General features: G+C 61.2%; 15 protein-coding genes. 11 read left to right on the forward strand and 4 right to left on the reverse strand.

Annotated features, from left to right (window positions below; translation table 11 throughout):
• Positions 1 to 59: 59 nt before the first annotated feature.
• Genes gatB through gatC form a run of 3 tightly spaced genes read right to left on the reverse strand, consistent with a single transcriptional unit; the run spans position 60 to position 3,271 of the window.
• The gene (gene gatB, locus ACI2KB_RS20105) at positions 60 to 1,505 is read right to left on the reverse strand and encodes an Asp-tRNA(Asn)/Glu-tRNA(Gln) amidotransferase subunit GatB (protein WP_404637180.1); all 1,446 of its coding nucleotides are present in this window, start codon (positions 1,503 to 1,505) and stop codon (positions 60 to 62) included.
• 11 nt (positions 1,506 to 1,516) lie between these two features.
• Positions 1,517 to 2,968, reverse strand: coding sequence for an Asp-tRNA(Asn)/Glu-tRNA(Gln) amidotransferase subunit GatA (gatA, locus tag ACI2KB_RS20110; RefSeq protein WP_404637182.1), 1,452 nt, complete (start codon positions 2,966 to 2,968; stop codon positions 1,517 to 1,519).
• Between the two features lie 15 nt (positions 2,969 to 2,983).
• Positions 2,984 to 3,271 carry an Asp-tRNA(Asn)/Glu-tRNA(Gln) amidotransferase subunit GatC gene (gene gatC / locus ACI2KB_RS20115; RefSeq protein ID WP_404637184.1) on the reverse strand — a complete coding sequence of 96 codons (288 nt, stop codon included), beginning with the start codon at positions 3,269 to 3,271 and terminating at the stop codon, positions 2,984 to 2,986.
• Between the two features lie 207 nt (positions 3,272 to 3,478).
• Between gatC and mreB the strand changes: the two genes are divergently transcribed.
• The 8 genes from mreB to tldD all read left to right on the forward strand — a co-directional run bounded on the left by mreB (position 3,479) and on the right by tldD (position 15,037).
• On the forward strand, positions 3,479 to 4,516 hold the full coding sequence (mreB, locus tag ACI2KB_RS20120) for a rod shape-determining protein MreB (protein ID WP_020292894.1): 1,038 nt from the start codon (positions 3,479 to 3,481) through the stop codon (positions 4,514 to 4,516).
• A gap of 219 nt (positions 4,517 to 4,735) precedes the next feature.
• Positions 4,736 to 5,863, forward strand: coding sequence for a rod shape-determining protein MreC (mreC, locus tag ACI2KB_RS20125; RefSeq protein ID WP_404637548.1), 1,128 nt, complete (start codon positions 4,736 to 4,738; stop codon positions 5,861 to 5,863).
• Entirely contained in the window at positions 5,863 to 6,354 is a 492-nt protein-coding gene (gene mreD, locus ACI2KB_RS20130; protein WP_404637186.1) for a rod shape-determining protein MreD, read from the forward strand. Before mreC ends, mreD begins: the two co-directional genes overlap by 1 nt.
• Positions 6,355 to 6,513: 159 nt before the next feature.
• Entirely contained in the window at positions 6,514 to 7,125 is a 612-nt protein-coding gene (locus ACI2KB_RS20135) for a Maf family protein (RefSeq protein ID WP_404637188.1), read from the forward strand.
• A complete protein-coding gene (gene rng / locus ACI2KB_RS20140) occupies positions 7,122 to 8,579 on the forward strand; it encodes a ribonuclease G (RefSeq protein WP_404637190.1) in 1,458 nt (485 codons plus the stop codon). The genes ACI2KB_RS20135 and rng overlap by 4 nt, the downstream gene beginning before the upstream one ends.
• Before the next feature lie 200 nt (positions 8,580 to 8,779).
• Positions 8,780 to 12,595, forward strand: coding sequence for a YhdP family protein (locus ACI2KB_RS20145; RefSeq protein WP_404637192.1), 3,816 nt, complete (start codon positions 8,780 to 8,782; stop codon positions 12,593 to 12,595).
• Positions 12,596 to 12,743: 148 nt separating this feature from the next.
• A complete protein-coding gene (locus ACI2KB_RS20150; protein ID WP_404637194.1) occupies positions 12,744 to 13,595 on the forward strand; it encodes a carbon-nitrogen hydrolase family protein in 852 nt (283 codons plus the stop codon).
• 2 nt (positions 13,596 to 13,597) lie between these two features.
• Positions 13,598 to 15,037, forward strand: coding sequence for a metalloprotease TldD (gene tldD, locus ACI2KB_RS20155; protein WP_404637196.1), 1,440 nt, complete (start codon positions 13,598 to 13,600; stop codon positions 15,035 to 15,037).
• A gap of 108 nt (positions 15,038 to 15,145) precedes the next feature.
• On the opposite strand, the gene yjgA is transcribed toward tldD, so the two are convergent.
• The gene (yjgA, locus tag ACI2KB_RS20160) at positions 15,146 to 15,667 is read right to left on the reverse strand and encodes a ribosome biogenesis factor YjgA (RefSeq protein WP_404637198.1); all 522 of its coding nucleotides are present in this window, start codon (positions 15,665 to 15,667) and stop codon (positions 15,146 to 15,148) included.
• A 93-nt stretch (positions 15,668 to 15,760) separates the two neighbouring features.
• Between yjgA and pmbA the strand changes: the two genes are divergently transcribed.
• The 3 genes from pmbA (at position 15,761) to ACI2KB_RS20175 (ending at position 19,140) form a co-directional block, all read left to right on the forward strand.
• Positions 15,761 to 17,107: a metalloprotease PmbA gene (gene pmbA, locus ACI2KB_RS20165; RefSeq protein ID WP_404637200.1), complete on the forward strand. Its 1,347-nt coding sequence runs from the start codon at positions 15,761 to 15,763 to the stop codon at positions 17,105 to 17,107.
• Positions 17,108 to 17,375: 268 nt separating this feature from the next.
• Entirely contained in the window at positions 17,376 to 17,771 is a 396-nt protein-coding gene (locus ACI2KB_RS20170) for a FagA protein (protein ID WP_404637202.1), read from the forward strand.
• Entirely contained in the window at positions 17,764 to 19,140 is a 1,377-nt protein-coding gene (locus ACI2KB_RS20175; RefSeq protein WP_404637204.1) for a class II fumarate hydratase, read from the forward strand. The genes ACI2KB_RS20170 and ACI2KB_RS20175 overlap by 8 nt, the downstream gene beginning before the upstream one ends.
• Positions 19,141 to 19,166 lie beyond the last annotated feature (26 nt).

Consider the following 19,166-nt stretch of genomic DNA (forward strand, 5'->3'; position numbering starts at 1 on the left):
AGCGTTCGAATAGATGTTCCCACGCAGCGCGTGGGAACAATCACGAGAGCGCTGCGGCCTCAGCCTTCCAGCTTGCGCTTCAACACTTCGTTGACCTGCTGCGGGTTGGCCTTGCCTTTCGACGCCTTCATGGCTTGACCGACGAAGAAGCCGAACATCTTGCCGCGTTTGGCTTCGTCCGCCGCGCGGTACTGCTCGACCTGCTCGGCGTTGGCGGCCAGCATCTCGTCGAGGATCGACTCGATGGCGCCCGTGTCGGTCACTTGCTTGAGGCCGCGTTTCTCGATGATCTCGTCCGCGCTGCCTTCGCCGTTGGCCATGGCCTCGAACACCATCTTGGCGATCTTGCCGGAGATGGTGTTGTCGGTGATGCGTTGCAGCATGCCGCCCAGTTGCTCGGCGCTGACCGGCGATTCGTCGATTTCCACGCCTTGCTTGTTCAGCAGCGAACCCAGCTCGACCATGACCCAGTTGGCGGCCAGCTTCGCGTCACCGGCAATGCCGACCACTTTTTCGAAGTAGTCCGCCTGCTCGCGGCTGGAAGCCAGCACGCTGGCGTCGTACAGCGACAGGCCGAACTGCGACTGGAAGCGCTCGCGTTTCTGCGGTGGCAGCTCTGGCAGGCTGGCGCGGGTCTGTTCGAGGAACGAATCCTCGATGATCACCGGCAGCAGGTCAGGGTCAGGGAAGTAACGGTAGTCGTTGGCTTCTTCCTTGCTGCGCATGGCGCGGGTTTCGTTGGTGTTCGGGTCGTACAGGCGGGTCTGCTGAATGACCTTGCCACCGTCTTCGATCAGGTCGATCTGGCGCTGGATCTCGCTGTTGATCGCCTTCTCGATGAAGCGGAACGAGTTGACGTTCTTGATCTCGCAGCGGGTGCCGAATTCGACTTGGCCTTTCGGGCGTACCGACACGTTGCAGTCGCAACGCAGCGAACCTTCGGCCATGTTGCCGTCGCAGATGCCCAGATAACGGACCAGCGCGTGCATCGCTTTGACGTAGGCCACCGCTTCCTTGGCCGAACGCATGTCCGGCTCGGAAACGATTTCCAGCAACGGGGTGCCCGCGCGGTTCAGGTCGATACCGGTCATGCCACTGAAGTCTTCGTGCAGGCTCTTGCCCGCATCTTCTTCCAGGTGAGCACGGGTCACGCCGATGCGCTTGATGGTGCCGTCTTCCAGGGTGATGTCCAGGTGGCCCTTGCCGACAATCGGCAGTTCCATCTGGCTGATCTGATAGCCCTTCGGCAGATCCGGGTAGAAGTAGTTCTTGCGCGCGAACACGTTGTGCTGGCCGATTTCGGCGTCGATGGCCAGGCCGAACTTGACCGCCATCTGCACGGCTTCCTTGTTCAGCACCGGCAGGGTGCCGGGCATGCCCAAGTCAACCAGGCTGGCCTGAGTGTTCGGTTCGGAGCCGAACGTGGTGGCACTACCGGAGAAAATCTTCGATTGGGTGGTGAGCTGGGTGTGAATCTCCAGCCCGATGACGACTTCCCATTGCATGTGTTTTCTCCTTAGAAGCCTTCAGGCGAACGAGTGTGCCAATCGGTCACCAATTGATATTGGTGAGCGACGTTCAGCAGGCGGCCTTCCTGGAAGTACGGCGCGAGCAGTTGCACACCGACCGGCAAGCCGTCGGCGAAACCGGCTGGCATCGACAGGCCCGGCAGGCCCGCGAGGTTGGCGGTGATGGTGTAGAAGTCTTCCAGGTACTCAGCGATCGGATCGGCGTTCTTGGCGCCGATTTTCCAGGCCGGGTTTGGCGTGGTCGGGCCGAGGATCACGTCGACGTCCTTGAACGCGTTCATGAAGTCGTTCTTGATCAGGCGGCGAATCTTCTGCGCTTGCAGGTAGTAGGCGTCGTAGTAGCCCGCGGACAGCGCGTAGGCACCGACCATGATCCGGCGCTGCACTTCCGGGCCGAAGCCTTCGCCACGGGAGCGCTTGTACAGGTCGGTCAGGTCTTTCGGGTCTTCGCAGCGATAGCCGAAACGCACGCCGTCGAAACGTGACAGGTTCGAAGAGGCCTCTGCCGGGGCGATCACATAATAAGCAGGGATCGCGTGTTGTAGGTTCGGCAGGCTGACGTCCTTGACCACGGCGCCGAGCTTTTTCAGCTCTTCAATGCTAGCCATGACCAGATCGGCGATGCGTGGGTCCAGACCGGCGCTGAAGTATTCCTTCGGCACACCAATGCGCAGGCCCTGCAGCGAGCCGTTCAGGCTGGCGCTGTAATCCGGCACCGGCTCGTCGATGCTGGTGGAGTCATTGATGTCGAAACCGGCCATGCCTTGCAGCAGCAGCGCGCAGTCTTCGGCGGTGCGGGCCATGGGGCCTGCCTGATCGAGACTCGACGCGTAGGCGATCATGCCCCAGCGCGATACGCGACCGTAGGTCGGTTTCAGACCGGTCAGGTTGGTCAACGCCGCAGGCTGGCGAATCGAACCGCCCGTGTCAGTGCCGGTCGCGGCAGGCAGCAGACGTGCGGCAACAGCGGCGGCCGAGCCACCGGACGAACCGCCCGGTACGTGTTCCAGGTTCCACGGGTTCTTCACCGCGCCGTAATGGCTGGATTCGTTGGCCGAACCCATGGCGAATTCGTCCATGTTGGTCTTGCCCAGGGTCACGGTGCCCGCAGCGGCCAGTTTGGCAACGACGGTGGCGTCGTAAGGGGCCTTGAAGTTGTCGAGCATCTTCGACGCGCAGCTGGTGCGGATGCCTTGGGTGCAGAACAGGTCCTTGTGCGCCAGCGGGGCGCCCAGCAGCGCGCCGTTCTCGCCAGCGGCACGACGAGCGTCAGCGGCCTGGGCCTGAGTGATGGCCAGGTCTTCGGTGACGGAAATGAAGCTGTTGAGCTGAGGGTCAACCTGGGCGATGCGCGCCAACAGCGAACGGGTCAGTTCTTCAGAGGAAAACTTTTTGTCGGCCAGACCGCGAGCGATCTCAGCCAGAGTCATTTGATGCATTGCAGGCTCATTCCCTTAGTCGATGACTTTCGGAACCAGATAAAGGCCGTCTTCGACCGCTGGTGCGATGGCTTGGTAGGAATCGCGATGATTGGTTTCGCTGACCACGTCTTCACGCAGGCGTTGCGACGCTTCAAGCGGGTGCGCGAGCGGTTCGATACCGGTGGTGTCAACGGCTTGCATCTGGTCGACCAGCCCGAGAATGCTGTTCAGTGCTTCGGTGGTACGCGGGATATCGGCGTCATTGAGGCCCAGACGGGCCAGATGCGCGATTTTTTCCACGTCGGAGCGATCAAGCGCCATGGGGTTCTCCAGTGGAATGCATACGGTGTCGACCGTACGTCAGATTACGGAACACTCCCCAAGATTGACGGTCGAAGGGCCGCGATCGTCGAGGGTAGTGCTCGGAAAAACCGCCAATTTAACATATTGGCTCCTTGCCCAAAATCCCTGTCGTTGTTAGAGTTTGCCGCACTTTTTTACCCACGCGTTCCCTAGGGTCCTTTTCCCATGTTCAAGAAACTGCGTGGCATGTTTTCCAGCGATCTTTCCATCGATCTGGGCACTGCCAACACCCTTATTTACGTGCGTGAGCGCGGTATTGTCCTGAACGAGCCATCGGTTGTGGCCATTCGGACCCACGGAAATCAGAAGAGCGTCGTTGCTGTCGGGATGGAAGCCAAGCGCATGCTGGGCCGTACTCCGGGCAACATCGCTGCCATTCGTCCGATGAAAGACGGCGTGATCGCCGATTTCAGCGTGTGCGAAAAGATGCTCCAGTACTTCATCAACAAAGTGCATGAAAACAGCTTTCTGCAGCCTAGCCCTCGCGTGCTGATCTGCGTTCCGTGCAAATCCACTCAGGTTGAGCGCCGCGCCATTCGCGAGTCGGCCCTGGGCGCTGGTGCACGTGAAGTGTTCCTGATCGAAGAGCCAATGGCCGCTGCCATCGGTGCAGGCCTGCCGGTCGAAGAAGCCCGTGGTTCGATGGTCGTCGATATCGGTGGTGGTACCACTGAAATCGCTCTGATCTCCCTCAATGGCGTGGTTTACGCTGAATCCGTTCGCGTGGGTGGCGACCGTTTCGACGAAGCGATCATCACCTACGTGCGCCGTAACTACGGCAGCCTGATCGGTGAGTCCACCGCGGAGCGCATCAAGCAGGAAATCGGCACCGCCTATCCAGGTGGCGAAGTACGTGAAGTCGACGTACGCGGTCGTAACCTGGCAGAAGGCGTGCCACGTGCCTTCACCCTGAACTCCAACGAAGTGCTGGAAGCGTTGCAGGAATCCCTGGCAACCATCGTTCAGGCGGTCAAGAGCGCACTGGAGCAATCGCCTCCTGAGCTGGCTTCGGACATCGCCGAGCGTGGTCTGGTTCTGACCGGTGGTGGCGCATTGCTGCGTGACCTGGATAAGTTGCTGGCACAGGAAACCGGCCTGCCAGTGATCGTCGCCGAAGACCCGCTGACCTGCGTCGCTCGCGGCGGTGGCCGTGCGCTGGAAATGATGGACAAGCACACCATGGACCTGCTCTCCAGCGAATAAGTCGCCGGAAGTACCCTGTTGAGCTGGACGGGCGGCATCTGACGGTGCTGCCTGTTCGTGTCTGACCTGTTGACGTCGCCTCGCGATGTTGCAAGGCTTGCACACCTTATTTCCGTCAATCCGCACCAGGCCTTTCATGTCCCATGAATAAGCACAGCCAAACACAAGCATCCCTGGAAGGAGCGGCCCATTAAACCGCTTTTCTCAAAGGGCCCGTCGCTGGGCGTTCGTCTGTTGGTGCTGGTCGTCCTGTCTGTGGCCGTCATGGTCGTGGACGCGCGTTTCACCCTGCTCAAGCCTGTCCGTAGCCAGATGTCGCTGGTGCTGATGCAGTCTTACTGGATTGCCGATCTGCCCGAGCGTTTGTATCAAGGCGTTGCCAGCCAGTTTGGCAGCCGCACGGAACTGGCCGCCGAGAACGAAAAACTCAAGACCGAAAACCTGCTGCTCCAGGGCCGCCTACAAAAGCTGGCTGCGCTGACCGAGCAGAACGTGCGTCTGCGTGAGTTGCTGAACTCGTCGGCACTGGTCAACGAGAAAGTCGAAGTCGCCGAGCTGATCGGCATGGACCCCAATCCGTTCACCCATCGCATCATCATCAACAAGGGTGAGCGCGACGGTGTGGTGCTGGGCCAGCCGGTGCTCGATGCCCGCGGTCTGATGGGGCAGGTGGTCGAGTTGATGCCGTACACCTCCCGCGTGCTGCTGCTGACCGACTCCACCCACAGCATTCCGGTGCAAGTGAACCGCAACGGCCTGCGCGCGATTGCCAGCGGCACCGGTAACCCGGAGCGGCTGGAACTGCGCCATGTGGCGGACACTGCCGACATCAAGGAAGGCGATCTGCTGGTGAGTTCCGGCCTGGGGCAGCGCTTCCCGGCAGGCTACCCGGTGGCGACGGTCAAGGAAGTGATTCACGATTCCGGCCAGCCTTTTGCGATCGTTCGCGCTGTGCCAACCGCTGCTCTCAACCGCAGCCGTTACCTGCTGCTGGTGTTCTCTGATGGTCGCTCGCCGGAAGAGCGCGCTGCCGATGCCGCGCAGCAGCAGGAATCGCTGGACCGTCAGTCGGCTGATCCCTCGGCCGTTCCGTCTGCCACCGCACCGGGCGTAGCGCCCACTGCGACGCCGAACAAGCCAGTCGTTCCGGCCACCGTGCCGAAACCGGCAGCCACTGCCCACGGCACCTCGACAACGCCTGCCGCCTCGCCCGCGACTGCTCCTGCTGCCGCCGCGCCTGCGAAACCTGCCGCGAGCAAACCGCCCGCCCACCAGCCCGCCAAGCCCGCGGCGTCAAAACCGCCCACGCCGACGACGCCTGTGACAACGCATGAGAGGGAAGAGTAATGGCCCGTCACGCACCTCCTCGTAATGGCTGGGTGGTCTGGCTGACCTTCGCCATCGGCCTGTTGCTCAGTGTTTCGCCGTTGCCGCAATTCATGGAAATCTTCCGTCCGCTCTGGCTGGAGCTTTTGCTGGCGTTCTGGGCGCTGGCGTTGCCGCACAAGATCGGCATGGTCACCGCCTGGATGCTGGGGTTGGCCGAGGACGTTTTGTATGGAACATTGCTGGGGCAGAACGCTCTGATTTTGACGTTGATCACCTTCCTGGTGCTGTCGCTTCAACAGCGTCTGCGTATGTTCCCGATGTGGCAGCAATGCCTGGTGATTCTGGTGATCTTCGGCCTGGCGCAGTTGGTCCAGTTGTGGCTCAGCGCCCTGACCGGTAATCGCCAGCCGACGCTTGCGCTTGTTTTGCCAGCACTGGTCAGCGCTTTGCTTTGGCCGTGGGTGAGTTATGGCCTGCGCGGGTTGCGGTTGCGGTTGAAGATCAACTGAAATAGCAGGTTGCGGGCAGGACCTGTGGGAGCGAATTCATTCGCGATGCGGTTTGTCCGGCGACACATCTCTACCGGCTTTACCGGCGTCTCGCGAATGAATTCGCTCCCACAGGATTGGCGCTGCCCAGGTTGAAGACCACTGACACGGAGACGTCCCATGCCCCAACTTCTGCTCGCCTCCGGCTCCCCGCGCCGTCGTGAATTGCTGACTCAGATCGGAGTGCCCTTCACGACGCTCATTGCCGACATCGACGAGACCGCGCTCAAAGACGAATCCCCGACCGCTTACGTCGAGCGTCTGGCTCGCGGCAAGGCCGATGCCGGTCTGCTGCAACTGGCCAATGATCCCGCTTATCCCACCGCTTGCGTACTGGGCGCCGACACCGCCGTCGTTCTCGATGGCCGTATTCTCGGCAAGCCCGCCGACGAGGCCGAAGCCCTCGCCACCCTCGCGGCACTGTCCAATCGCGAACACGAAGTCCTGACCGCCATCGCCGTGGTCGACGAGCAGCACTGTGAAATCCGCGTGGTCAGTAGCCGCGTGCGCTTTCGTGCAATTTCTCCCGAAGAGGCGAAGGCCTACTGGGCCAGTGGCGAGCCTCGCGACAAAGCAGGCAGCTATGGCATCCAAGGGCTGGGCGCAGTGTTCGTGGAACACCTCAGTGGCAGCTATTCCGCAGTCGTTGGCCTGCCCTTGTGCGAAACCGCAGAAATTCTCCAGCGTTTTGGCATACCCTGCTGGCAATGCCTGGAAGGTGAAAAGCCATGAGTGAAGAAATCCTGATCAACATCACGCCGATGGAGTCGCGCGTGGCCGTTGTCGAAAACGGTGTGTTGCAAGAGGTCCACGTCGAACGGACCCAGCGTCGCGGGATCGTCGGCAATATCTACAAAGGCAAGGTCGTGCGCGTATTGCCCGGCATGCAGGCGGCGTTCATCGACATTGGTCTGGATCGCGCTGCGTTCATTCACGCATCGGAAATTTCCATGCGCGAAGGCCCGGCCGTCGAGACCATCAGTTCGCTGGTCCACGAGGGCCAAAGTCTGGTGGTGCAGGTCACCAAAGACCCGATTGGCAGCAAAGGCGCGCGCCTGACTACCCAGTTGTCCATCCCTTCACGCTATCTGGTGTACATGCCGCGCACGGCGCACGTCGGCATCTCGCTGAAAATCGAGGATGAAACCGAGCGCGAGCGGCTCAAGCAGGTTGTCAGCGACTGCGTGGCCAAAGAAGGCATCAAGGAAAAGGGCGGTTTCATCCTGCGTACGGCAGCCGAAGGCGCCGGGGCCGATGAGATCATGATGGACATCCGCTACCTGCGCCGCCTATGGGACCAGATCGGCGAGCAGATCAAGACCATCAGCCCCGCAAGCGTTATTTACGAAGACCTGGGCCTGGCCTTGCGCACCCTTCGCGACCTGGTCAGCCCACGTATCGAGAAGATTCGCATCGATTCCCGGGAAACCTTCCAGAAGACCACCCAGTTCGTCGCCGAACTGATGCCTGAAATCGCGGACCGCCTTGAGCATTACCCCGGCGAGCGGCCCATTTTCGACCTGTATGGCGTCGAAGACGAAATCCAGAAGGCCCTGGAGCGCAAGGTGCCGCTCAAGTCCGGTGGCTATCTGGTGATCGACCCGGCAGAGGCGATGACCACCATCGACGTCAACACCGGGGCGTTCGTCGGTCATCGCAACCTCGAAGAAACCATCTTCAAGACCAACCTGGAAGCGGCCACCGCCATCGCGCGCCAACTGCGTCTGCGCAACATCGGCGGCATCATCATCATCGACTTCATCGACATGGAGGATGGCGAGCACCAGCGCCAGGTTCTGCGCACGCTGGAGAAGCAGCTGGAGCGTGATCACGCCAAGACCAACATCATCGGCATCACCGAATTGGGGCTGGTGCAGATGACCCGCAAGCGCACCCGCGAAAGTCTGGAACAAGTGCTGTGCGAGCCATGCATCAGTTGCCAGGGGCGTGGCAAGCTCAAGACCCCGGAAACCATCTGCTACGAGATTTTCCGGGAGATCCTGCGCGAGGCCCGAGCCTATCAGGCGCTGGGTTATCGCGTGCTGGCCAATCAGAAGGTGGTCGACCGACTGCTGGATGAAGAATCCGGTAACGTGGCAGAGTTGGAGATGTTCATCGGGCGGACCATTCGTTTTCAGGTCGAAACCATGTACTCCCAGGAACAATATGATGTTGTGCTGCTCTGATTGTGCTCGAAACGTTGCCTGAGGCGCTGCGCGGAGCACTGCGCGGCTACTTGACCCCAGTAAACCGAGCCTGTGCAGGCTGACGGCATGGATGCCTTTCAAAGAGATTGATGCGTGGCAAATGAGCAATTCCCTGACCTGTTAACCGCTCTATTGACCCGGATGCCCTGTGCAGGTGTGCAATGCGGAGGCTCGACGACATGGAGCGTCTGACGCGTTTCCTCGCTGCCCTGACGCGCTGGGGCCTGAGCTTGTGTGCATTGGTCCTGGTACTGATTGCGCTGTACGTCAGCGTGGGCCGCGAACTGGTGCCGATGGTGGCCGAGTATCGGGCTGACGTCGAACTCAAGGCGCAGCAGGCGGTGGGCATGCCCGTCAGCATCGGCAAGCTGGAAGGGACATGGAGCGGCTTTGCGCCGATCTTCACGGCACGGGACGTCATGGTGGGGCAGGGCGCCGGCACCGTGCGCCTCGATCACGTCCGTGCCGTGCCTGACCTGTGGGCCAGCCTGAAGGCCCGACAAGTGCGCATCGCGCGGCTTGAACTCGACGGCCTGCAATTGGGCCTCAAGGAAGACAAGGACGGTCACTGGGCGCTTCAAGGGCTGCCGGTGCAGGACGACAAACCGTTCGATCCGCAGCAGACCCTGACGCAAATGCAGATGATCTCGCAGTTGTCGTTGTTCGACAGCCAGATCACGCTGCAACCCTACGAACAATCGCCACTGACGCTGACCTACGTCAGCATGACCCTCAGGACCGGGCGCTTTCACCAGCGCCTCGACGCACGCCTGACGCTGCCTGACGGCCAGCCGTTGTCCCTCAACGTTCGCTCGAAAATGCGCGCCGAAGCGTGGCGTGACGCCGAAGCCGAGGCCTACCTGAGCCTGCCGCAGAGTGACTGGGCAAAATGGCTACCGAACAGCTTGACCCGTGACTGGAAGATCAAGACGTTCAAGGCCGGTGGCGAATTCTGGCTGACGTGGGGCAAAGGCAATTTGCAGTCGGGGGTGGCGCGGGTCAACGCTCCACAATTCAAGGGCGGCTATGCCGACAGAAAGGCGTCGAAGCTCGACAATATCGCGCTCAACGCCTGGTTCCAGCGGGATGACAGCGGTTTCACCCTGTCGCTGAACTCGCTGGCCATGGACATCGCCAGCAAACGTTGGGAGAGCCATCTTCAGCTCAAGCAGACGGCGGCGACGTCTGAGAGTGAGGCGTTATGGCACGTACAGGCTGACCGGCTGGATCTGACCCCCATCACGCCGTTGCTCGACTCTCTGGCGCCGCTGCCGGACAAGCTGATGGTGGTGCTCGATCACCTCAAGGTCACCGGTGGCTTGCGCAATGTCTTGGTGGATTACCGCCCGCAAGCTGAGGGCGCGAAGCGTCTGAGCTTCGCGGCCAACCTCGACAAGGTCGGATTTGACGCCTACCACGGCGCGCCGGCGGCGGGGAACGTCAGCGGGGCAATCAGCGGTGATCTGGCGGGCGGCGAGCTGCGCCTGAACACTGACGACTTCATGCTGCACCTTGACCCCATATTCAAGAACGAATGGCGCTATCGCCACGCCGATGCGCGCCTGACCTGGGCGCTGGACGATCAAGGCTTCACGCTGATCGCGCCGTACATCAAGGTGCTGGGGGATGAAGGCAAGATCGCCAGCGATTTTCTGATTCGCCTGCATTATGACCAGAGCCAGGAAGATTACATGGACCTGCGCGTCGGTCTGGTGGACGCGGACGGCCGCTACACCTCCAAATACCTGCCCGCCGTGCTCAGCCCTGCGCTGGACAATTGGCTGCGCACCGCCATTCTCAGCGGTAACGTCGAGCAGAGCTTTTTCCAGTATCAGGGCTCGCTCAACCATGACGCGCCAGATGTGGCGCGGGTGATCAGCCTGTTCTTCAAGGTGAACAACGCCAACCTCGCGTTCCAGCCGGGCTGGCCGCAACTGACCGGCGTGGATGGCAACGTGTTCGTCGAAAACAGCGGCGTGCGCATTCGTGCCACCAAGGGCCAGTTGCTGGGCACCCAGGTCAGCAACGTGGCCGTGGATGTACCCCATGTGCCGAGCGGTCAGCCGAGCCATTTGCTGGTGGACGGCGATTTCAATGGCAGTCTGCAAGACGGCATGAAAATCTTGCAGGAGGCGCCCATTGGCACCGGTTCGACCTTCGCGGGCTGGCAGGCTGAAGGCCCGTTGCAGGGGCACATCAATCTGGATGTTCCGCTGGTCAAGGGCCAGGAGCCCAAGGTCGCCGTGGACTTCAACACCGACAGCGCACGTCTGCGGTTGCCGGATCCTGTGCTTGACCTGACCCAGCTCAAGGGCAATTTTCGCTTCGATTACAACAAGGGACTGAGTGGCAAGAATATTCGGGCCATGGCCTTCGACAAGCCGCTCAATGCCGAGATTTTCGCCGAGGGTAAACCGGGTGCACTGGTGACGCGGATTGCGGCTACCAGCCAGATCAACACCAAGCGCCTGACCGACTGGTTGAGCGTGACCCAGCCGCTGCCGGTGTCGGGGGATCTGCCGTATCAACTGCAACTGACCCTCAACGGCACCGACAGCCAGTTGCTGATCAATTCGAACCTCAAAGGGGTCACGGTCGATCTGCCCGCACCATTCGGCAAGGGCGCCGATGAAACCCGAGACACCGCCTTGCGCATGAACCTGCAAGGGCCTGAGCGGCGTATCAACGTGGGCTACGGCAATCTCGCCAATCTGGCGTTCGCGGCACCGGCAGGCAAGTTCGCTGAAGGTCGTGGCGAGTTGTTCCTCGGCGAAGGCGGGGCGATTGTGCCGGACGGTAAGGGCCTGCGCGTGCGCGGTTCACTGTCCGAACTCGACATCGCACCCTGGCAGTCGATGGTGCAGCGCTATGCCGGTAATGATCCAGGCGGCAGCGCCAAGCAGATGCTCGGTGGCGTCGACCTGCAAATCGGCAAGTTGACGGCGTTCGGCACGACACTGGATCAGGCACGGGTTCAGCTCAATCGCAACGACGCCAGTTGGGCAGTGGCGCTCGACAGTCAGAAGATCAAAGGCTCGGCGACCCTGCCGGACAACAAGGCCACGCCTGCGGACATCAATCTGCTTTATGTGCGCCTGCCTGCGCCGGATCCAAACGCGGCGGTGGTGGAGAATGCGCCGGACCCACTGGCGGACGTCGACCCACACAATATTCCGGCAATGAACATCAAGATCACTCAGTTGTTTCAGGGGGATCAATTGGTGGGTGCCTGGTCGCTCAAGGCCCGCCCGACCGCCAACGGCCTTCTGTTGAACGACATGGACCTGGGCCTCAAAGGCATCAACCTGGTGGGCAATGGCGGCTGGGAAGGCACGCCGGGTGCGACCAGCAGTTGGTTCAAGGGGCAAGTGGCGGGCAAGAATCTGGCGGATGTCCTGAAGGCCTGGGGCTTTGCGCCTACGGTGACTAGTCAGGAGTTTGAAATGAACGCCGATGGCCGCTGGCCGGGATCGCCTGCGTGGGTTGGTCTCAAGCGGTATTCCGGCAGCCTGGATGCGACGCTGAAGAACGGTCAGTTCGTTGAAGTGGAGGGTGGCGCGCAGGCGCTGCGGGTGTTCGGCTTGCTGAACTTCAACTCCATTGGCCGTCGCCTGCGGCTGGATTTCTCCGATTTGCTCAGCAAAGGCTTGAGCTACGACAAGGTCAAAGGGCTGCTGGTGGCCAGTGATGGCGTTTACGTGACGCGCGATCCGATCACGCTGATTGGCCCATCGAGCAATCTGGAACTCAACGGCACGCTGGACATGGTGCAGGACCGCGTGGACGCCAAGTTGTTGGTGACCTTGCCGGTGACCAACAACCTGCCGATCGCGGCGCTCATCGTCGGCGCCCCTGCGATTGGCGGTGCGTTGTTCCTGGTCGATAAGCTGCTGGGCGACCGCGTGGCGCGTTTCGCCAGCGTGCAATACAAGGTCGAAGGGCCATGGAAAGAGCCTAAGATTACCTTCGACAAACCGTTCGAAAAGCCGCAATGATCTACGCCACGCATCCGTAGCAGCACGGCTTGCCGGCGGTGGCGTATTCGAGATCGCTGCCGCCGACAAGCCGGACTGCCACGGGGCGGCATCGGGCATCTGGACGTGTCTTGCCCACAATGCCATCCCACCCACCCAAGGAGCACCCATGTCCTTCGCTGTGATTCAGATGGTCAGTCAGAGCGACATCGCAGCCAACCTGGCCCGCGCTCGCGCATTGCTTGAGCAGGCTGCTGCATCGGGCGCGAAGCTGGCCGTGCTGCCGGAAAACTTCACCGCGATGGGGCGTCGCGACGTCGCTGCCATCGGGCGTGCCGAAGCCTTGGGCGAAGGTCCGATCCTTCCGTGGTTGAAACTCGCCGCTCGCGACCTCAAGTTATGGATTGTCGCCGGAACCATTCCGTTGCCGCCGCAAGATCAGCCTGATGGCAAGGTGACCGCCTGTTCATTGCTGGTCGATGATCAGGGCGAGCACATGGCGCGTTACGACAAGCTGCACTTGTTCGACGTGGACGTGGCCGATGCGCGCGGGCGCTATCGTGAATCCGACGACTATGCTCATGGCAACAACGTGGTGGTGGCTGACACCCCCGTGGGAAAACTCGGTCTGACGGTGTGTTACGACCTGCGTTTCCCGGAGCTGTACACCGCCCTGCGGGAAGCCGGGGCTGAATTGATTACCGCGCCGTCGGCCTTTACCGCCGTGACCGGCGCGGCGCACTGGGAGGTCCTGTTGCGCGCGCGAGCCATTGAAACCCAGTGCTACTTACTGGCGGCCGCACAAGGCGGAATACACCCGGGGCCGAGAGAGACATTTGGGCACGCGGCGATCATCGATCCATGGGGCCGCGTGTTGGCCGAGCAGGCACAGGGTGAAGCCGTGCTGCTGGCCGAACGAGACAGTGATGAACAAGCGTCCATACGGGCGCGGATGCCGGTATCGAACCACCGGCGATTTTTTTCGCAGGGCGTCTTGCGGCCTGCTAATACCCCGGAGTGAATATGAGCGACTTGTCCTCTGTCAGCGAACACCTTCTGGCACCAGGCGGCCTGAGTATCGACAGCCTGCAATCGGTGCTCGGTGAGCTTGCCGGTCCCGGGATCGACGCGGCTGACCTGTATTTTCAGGGCCAGATTTCCGAGTCTTGGGCGCTGGAAGACGGCATCGTCAAGGAAGGCAGCTTCAACCTCGATCAAGGCGTGGGCGTGCGTGCGCAGTCCGGTGAGAAAACCGGTTTTGCCTACAGCAATGCGATCACACCCGACGCCCTGAGCCAGGCCGCTCGGGCTGCCCGTTCGATTTCCCGCGCAGGGCGGAATGGCCGCGTGCAGGCGTTTACCACCCAAGACGTCGCTCAGTTGTACGCACCGGACAACCCGCTGGAGGTCATGACCCGCGCTGAAAAGGTCGAGTTGCTCAAGCGCGTCGACGCGGCGACCCGAGCGCTGGACCCCCGCATTCAGCAGGTCACGGTGAGCATGGCCGGTGTCTGGGAGCGCATTCTGGTAGCCTCCACTGACGGTGGTCTGGCCGCAGACACGCGCCCGCTGGTGCGCTTCAACGTCAGCGTGATCGTCGAGCAGAATGGCCGACGCGAGCGTGGCGGTCATGGCGGCGGCGGGCGCACCGACTATCGCTATTTCCTTCAGGAAGACCGCGCCATGGGCTATGCCCGTGAGGCATTGCGCCAGGCACTGGTCAATCTGGAAGCCATTCCCGCGCCTGCTGGCACGCTCCCGGTGGTGCTGGGCTCTGGTTGGTCCGGTGTTCTGCTGCATGAAGCCGTGGGCCATGGCCTTGAAGGTGACTTCAACCGCAAGGGCAGTTCGGCCTACAGCGGTCGCATGGGCGAAATGGTTGCCTCGAAACTCTGCACCATTGTCGACGACGGCACGCTGGCCGGGCGTCGTGGCTCGCTGAGCGTCGATGACGAAGGCACGCCGACCGAATGCACCACGCTGATCGAGAACGGCGTGCTCAAGGGTTACATGCAGGACAAACTAAACGCGCGCCTGATGGGTGTTGCGCGCACCGGTAACGGTCGTCGGGAGTCCTACGCGCACCTGCCGATGCCACGCATGACCAACACCTACATGTTAGGTGGCCAGAGCGATCCGGCAGAAATCATTGCCTCGGTGAAAAAAGGCATCTATTGCGCCAACCTCGGCGGCGGTCAGGTGGACATCACCAGCGGCAAGTTCGTGTTTTCCACCAGTGAGGCGTATCTCATCGAAGACGGCAAGATCACCGCGCCGGTCAAGGGCGCGACGTTGATCGGCAATGGACCTGAGTGCATGAGCCGGGTGTCGATGGTCGGTAACGACCTTTCGCTGGACAGCGGCGTGGGGACGTGCGGCAAGGATGGGCAATCGGTGCCGGTGGGCGTGGGGCAGCCGACGTTGAAGATTGATGCGATTACTGTGGGTGGTACTGGCGCTTAATACTGTAGTAGCGCGCTTGCCCGCGATTGCGGTGTGTCAATCACCACATCTGTCACTGACAGATTCCAATCGCGGGCAAGCGCGCTCCTACAGGGGACGCAACGAGGCTTACCGCAACCCGCGCTTGGTTTCGTCCAGTTCGCGGATGTATTTGAAGATTTTACGGGCCGCGGAGGGCGCCTTGTTCTGCTTGGCTTCGTGCTGGGCCTGACGGATGAGCGAACGCAGTTGCTGGCGATCGGCCTCCGGGTACTCGTTGACGAATTGTTCGAGGACGTCGTCGGTGCCGCCGATCAAACGGTCGCGCCAGCGTTCCAGGTTGTGGAAACGCTCGTTGTACTGACGTGTGGAGGCGTCAAGCTGGTCCAGCAGCACCAGGATTTCATCCAGGCTCTGATCACGCATCAGCCTGCCGATGAACGAGATGTGGCGTTTACGCGCGATGTGCGCGGTGTGCTTGGGCGCATCGGCCAGTGCCCGACGCAACTCGTCGGTCAACGGCAGCTTGGCCAGCACGTCGGGCTTGAATGTCGTCAAGCGTTCACCCAGTTCGACCAGCGCGTGAAGCTCTCGCTTGACCTGGGATTTGCTTTTCTCTCCGTCGAAGGAGTCGTCGTAAGAATCAACCATGGGGGCAGTCCGCAAATAAACGCCGCCATGATAACCAGTCGGGGACCAATTGTCCGGCCCGGCTGCCGAAATCGGAATTTGATGGAGTAAGTCATGAGTGCATCAGAAAGCGTCGGCCCACAGGCCTTGCCAGCGCTACAACAGCAGGTCGAGCAAATCGTCGCAGAAGCCAAGCGTCAGGGCGCGACGGCGTGTGAGGTCGCGGTGTCGGTAGATCAGGGCCTGTCGACGTCGGTGCGTCAGCGTGAAGTCGAGACCGTGGAGTTCAACCGCGATCAGGGTTTTGGTATCACCTTGTATGTGGGGCAGCGCAAAGGCTCGGCCAGCACCTCGGCCAGCGGGCCTGATGCGATTCGTGAAACCGTCGCGGCCGCGTTGGCCATCGCCAAACACACGTCTGAAGACGAAAGCTCGGGCCTGGCCGATGCTGCCTTAATGGCCAAAGAGCAACCAGACTTCGACCTGTTCCACCCTTGGCACATCACCCCCGAAGAGGCCATTGAAAAAGCGCTGATCTGCGAGGCAGCGGCTTTCGATGCCAACCCGTTGATCAAGAACGCTGATGGCACCACGCTGAATGTGCACCAAGGCTGCCGCGTATACGGCAACAGCCACGGTTTCATCGGGGGCTACGCGTCGACCCGTCATAGCCTCAGCTGCGTGATGATCGCCGAAAAAGACGGCCAGATGCAGCGCGATTACTGGTACGACGTCAATCGTCAGGGTGAGTTGCTGATGGACGCCAGGCTGATCGGCCAGAAAGCTGCCGAGCGTGCGGCGAGCCGTTTGGGGGCGCGTCCGGTGCCGACCTGCGAAGTGCCGGTGCTGTTTTCGGCAGAGCTGGCGGGTGGTTTGTTCGGCAGCTTCCTGGGGGCGATTTCCGGTGGAAATCTGTACCGCAAGTCGTCGTTCCTCGAAGGTGCGATCGGCCAGCGCCTGTTTCCAGAGTGGATGACCATCGATGAACGTCCTCACCTGATGCGCGCCATGGGCAGCGCTGCGTTCGACGGCGATGGCTTGGCGACCTATGCCAAGCCGTTCGTCGAAAACGGTGATCTGGTGTCGTACATCCTCAGCACCTATTCGGGCCGCAAACTGGGCCTGCCGAGCACCGCCAACGCGGGTGGCGTGCACAACCTGTTCGTTTCCCATGGCACTGAAGATCAGGCGGCCCTGATCCGCCGCATGGGACGCGGTCTGTTGGTCACTGAGCTGATGGGCAGCGGTTTGAACATGGTGACCGGCGATTACTCACGTGGCGCGGCAGGGTTCTGGGTCGAGAACGGCGAGATCCAGTTCGCGGTTCAGGAAGTGACCATTGCTGGCAACATGCGCGACATGTTCAAGCAGATCGTCGCCGTTGGCAGCGATCTGGAGATGCGCAGCAACATTCGCACGGGTTCTGTGTTGATCGAGCGGATGACCGTGGCGGGGAGCTGATTTCTCCAGCCCCACGCAACACCCAAAGGCCTGCCCCGATATCGGTGCGGGCCTTTTTGTTGGCCGCAAAACTCGCCATACCGCTAAACCCCTCTGGGAGCCGACTTGCTGGCGAATGCGGCGTGTCAGTCACCTTATCTGCCATTGGTCCACCGTATTCGCCAGCAAGCCGGCTCCCACAAGGTCCGCTGCTGATTCAAATGTCGGGGTTGTTTTGATTCTTAAACTCATTTAATAATGAATATCATTTGCTAGATGAGCCTCTGCCATGGCCGCTGTTCTGCACGAGTCGCCTTACCTGGAAAACTGGCGTGCGTTGAGTCTGCGGATTCGCTGTGCCCTGGACCCGGACGAGCCACGTGTCATTGAGCACTACCTTGCCGAAGGCCGCTATCTGGCGCGTTTCACCGCTACGCCTCAGGTGCTGATCGCTGAAAGCACCTTCCGCCTGCTGATCGACACGGCCCGTGACACCGCCTTGCCCTGGCACTGGCGCTGCCTGTGTCTGGATCAAGCCTGGCGTCCACTGCGCGATCTGCAGGCCCTCGCTCATTCCGTCATTCAACGCCAACGCTGGCAGAGCTTCGCCCATCAGCTGGCGACCTGCGTGTTGCAGCCTTCGATTTCTCTCGCTGAACTGATGCAAGGATCTACCGATGAGTAATACCCGTATTGAACGCGACAGCATGGGCGAGTTGCAGGTTCCGGCCGAGGCCCTGTACGGCGCGCAGACCCAGCGTGCGGTGAACAACTTCCCGATCAGCCAGTTGCGCATGCCGCGCCAGTTCGTGCGTGCGTTGCTGCTGGCCAAGGCCGCAGCCGCTCAGGCCAACCTTGAGCTGAAACAGATCACCGAGGGCCAGAGCAAGGCCATCGTCACCGCGTGCAAGGAGCTGCTGGAGGGCGATTACATGGCGCATTTCCCGGTGGACGTGTTTCAGACCGGCTCCGGCACCAGCACCAACATGAACGCCAACGAAGTCATCGCGACCCTCGCGACCCGCATTCTGGGCGAACCGGTGAACGCCAACGACCACGTCAACTGTGGTCAGAGCAGCAACGACATCATCCCGACCACCATCCACGTCAGTGCTGCGCTGGCGATTCACGAACAACTGCTGCCTGCGCTGGCGCATCTGGTGCAGGTCACCGAGAAGAAAGCCGTGCAGGTGCACCCGTTCGTGAAGACTGGCCGTACTCACCTGATGGACGCCATGCCCGTACGTCTGAGCCAGGTGCTCAACGGTTGGTCGCAGCAGCTCAAAGCCAACGTCGAGCACATCGAAAACCTGCTGCCGAGCCTGCAAGCACTGGCCCAAGGCGGCACGGCGGTGGGCACCGGGATCAACGCCCACCCTGAATTTGCGTCGCGTTTTGCCACCAAGCTGAGCCAGTTGAGTGAGGTCGGCTTCGTGCCGGGCAAGGACCTGTTCGCCTTGATCGGCTCGCAAGACACCGCTGTCGCCGTTTCCGGCCAGTTGAAGGCCACTGCCGTGTCGCTGATGAAGATCGCCAACGACCTGCGCTGGATGAACTCAGGTCCTTTGGCTGGCTTGGGTGAAATCGAATTGGAAGGCCTGCAACCGGGTTCGTCGATCATGCCGGGCAAAGTCAATCCGGTGATCCCGGAAGCCACCGCGATGGTCGCCGCACAAGTGATCGGCAACGACGCCGCGATCACCGTCGCCGGTCAGTCGGGCAACTTCGAGCTGAACGTGATGCTGCCGATCATCGCCCACAACCTGCTGGAAAGCATCGAATTGCTGGCCAACTCCAGCCGTCTGCTGGCAGACAAAGCCATCGCCACGTTCAAGGTCAACGACGCCAAGCTCAAGGAAGCCTTGTCGCGCAACCCGATTCTGGTGACCGCGCTGAACCCGATCATCGGCTACCTCAAGGCCGCCGAAATCGCCAAGACCGCCTACAAGGAAGGCCGTCCGATCATCGATGTCGCACTGGAGCACACCGATCTGGACCGCGACCAGCTGGAAACCCTGCTCAACCCGGAAAAACTCACGGCCGGCGGCATCTGACCGCCAGCTTCCGCCCACGTCACACG

Origin of the sequence: Pseudomonas sp. NPDC088444, from assembly GCF_044900175.1 — a bacterium.
Lineage (GTDB): Bacteria > Pseudomonadota > Gammaproteobacteria > Pseudomonadales > Pseudomonadaceae > Aquipseudomonas.